The 2,151-nt window shown below is 70.6% G+C and carries 2 protein-coding genes; one reads left to right on the top strand and one right to left on the bottom strand.

The features are described from left to right. Window positions 1–50 precede the first annotated feature (50 nt). Entirely contained in the window at window positions 51–944 is an 894-nt protein-coding gene (ligD, locus tag CCN29_RS17500; RefSeq protein WP_086682984.1) for a non-homologous end-joining DNA ligase, read from the bottom strand. A 73-nt stretch (window positions 945–1,017) separates the two neighbouring features. On the opposite strand from ligD, the gene ku reads away from it, so the two are divergent. Continuing rightward, window positions 1,018–2,037 carry a non-homologous end joining protein Ku gene (ku, locus tag CCN29_RS17495; protein WP_442538401.1) on the top strand — a complete coding sequence of 340 codons (1,020 nt, stop codon included), beginning with the start codon at window positions 1,018–1,020 and terminating at the stop codon, window positions 2,035–2,037. The last annotated feature ends 114 nt before the right edge of the window (window positions 2,038–2,151 follow it).

The following is a 2,151-nucleotide window of genomic DNA, read 5'->3' as shown; positions in this document are numbered from 1 at the left end:
GGCGGGACTGTGAGCGCGGGGCGCTAGGAGGGCGGGGGGGCTTAGAACCTCTAGGTGTGCTGTTCGGGCAGCGTGCCCGCCTCGTCCGGGTCAAGCAGCGGTGCCAGCAGGTCGCCGAAGTCCTGCAACCGCGGGGGGATGTCGGGCGCCCGCAGCGCCATCCGGTCCGGCGACCGGCACTCCTCGACCTCCTGCCAGGTCACCGGCGCGGACACCAGCGGCTCGGCGCGCGCCCGCAGGGTGTACGGGGCGGCCGTGGTCTTGCGGGCCGCGTTCTGGCTCCAGTCGACGAAGACCTTCCCCGGCCGCAGGCTGCGCTTCATCTGGTGCAGCACCAGCCGGGGCATGGCCTTCTCCGCCTCCACGGCCAGGGCTTTCGCGTAGTCGGACACCTGTTCGGATGAGGAGCCCCGTACCGCCGCCAGCAGGTGCAGCCCCTTCGACCCGGACGTCTTCGCGTACGCCTCGATCCCGTCCCGGGCCAGCCGCTCCCGCAGCCACAGCGCGACCTCGCAGCAGTGCACGACCGTCGCCGGCGGCCCCGGGTCCAGGTCGAACACGACGCGGTCCGCCTGCCCGGGGTCGGTGATCCGCCACTGGTGGGTGTGAAATTCGGCGACCAGGTTCGCCGCCCACATCAGGCTCGGCAGATCCTCCACCAGCACCATCCGGGCGGGCCCCTCCGACCTCGGCACCTCGGCGGTGGTGACCCAGTCGGGCGTACCGGGCGGCACGTTCTTGGTGAAGAACACCTGCCCCTCGGGCCCGTCCGGATACCGCAGGAAGGACACCGGCCGCTCCCGCAGATGCGGCAGCAGCACGCCGGCCACGGTCGCGTAGTAGTGCAGGACCTCCGCCTTGGTGAAGCCGGTGGCGGGATACAGCACCTTCTCCAGATTGCTGAGCGGCAGCCGTCGCCCCTCCACCTCCGTGATGGGAGTCATACGATGACAATCTCACGCAAACCATGACAAAGGGTCCGACATCGATCGGCGGACGACCGGAGAGGTGCTGCTCGTGAGGTCCATCTGGAACGGCGCGATCTCGTTCGGGCTGGTCAGCATCCCGATCAAGCTGGTGAACGCCACCGAGAACCATTCGATCTCCTTCCGGCAGATCCACACCGAGGACGGCGGACGGATCCGCTACCGGAAGTTCTGCGAGCTGGAGGACCGCGAGGTCACCGGCCAGGAGATCGGCAAGGGCTACGAGGACTCGGACGGCACGATCATCCCGATCACCGACGAGGACCTGGCCGGGCTGCCGATCCCGACCGCCAAGACGATCGAGATCGTCGCCTTCGTGCCCGAGGACCGCATCGACCCGCTCCAGATGGACGCCGCGTACTACCTCGCCGCGGGCGGGGCGCCCGCGGCGAAGCCGTACACGCTGCTGCGGGAGGCGCTGAAGCGGAGCAAGAAGGTCGCGATCACGAAGTACGCCCTGCGCGGGCGGGAGCGGCTCGGCATGCTGCGCGTGGTCGGCGACGCGATCGCCATGCACGGCCTGCTGTGGCCGGACGAGGTCCGGGCCCCCGAGGGGGTCGCGCCGGACGCCGACGTCACCGTGCGGGACAAGGAGCTGGACCTCGCGGACGCGCTGATGGACACGCTCGGGGAGGTCGACCTGGAGGACCTGCACGACGAGTACCGCGAGGCGGTGGAGGAGGTCGTCGCCGCGAAGGCGGCCGGTGAGACCCCGCGGGAGGCGCCGGCCCCGGAGGCCGGCGGCGGCAAGGTCCTGGACCTCATGGCGGCCCTGGAGAACAGCGTCCGCGCGGCCCGCGAGTCCCGGGGCGAGGAACCGGCGGAGGACGCCGAGGTCAAGCACCTTCAGCGATCCAAGACGTCCCGCTCGTCCCCGAAGGACACGGGCGGCAAGAAGTCGACGTCGACGGCGAAGAAGAAGACGGCGTCGTCGCCTCGGAAGTCGACGTCGAAGACGTCGCAGGCCGAGAAGAAGAGCACGACGACGAAGAAGACGGCGGCGAAGAAGACCCCGGCGAAGAAGACGACGTCCCGCAAACGCTCGGCCTGACCCGCCTGCGGGTGGGATGCCTGCGGCGCAGGGCTGAGGGTCGGTGGGGGTTGCGGTCGGACGCCTGCGGCGCAGGCTGCGGTGCGGTGGGGTGCGCGTAGCGCCTACGGGGGG

Source organism: Streptomyces pseudogriseolus (genome assembly GCA_002154585.1).
GTDB lineage: Bacteria > Actinomycetota > Actinomycetes > Streptomycetales > Streptomycetaceae > Streptomyces > Streptomyces pseudogriseolus.
The sequence above is the reverse complement of the archived record's forward strand: the minus strand, read 5'-3'. Positions and strand labels throughout refer to the sequence as shown.

Excerpts from the sequence above, each read along its gene's own strand:
- ligD (WP_086682984.1), bottom strand. The coding sequence starts at position 944 with ATGACTCCCATCACGGAGGTGGAGGGGCGACGGCTGCCGCTCAGCAAT.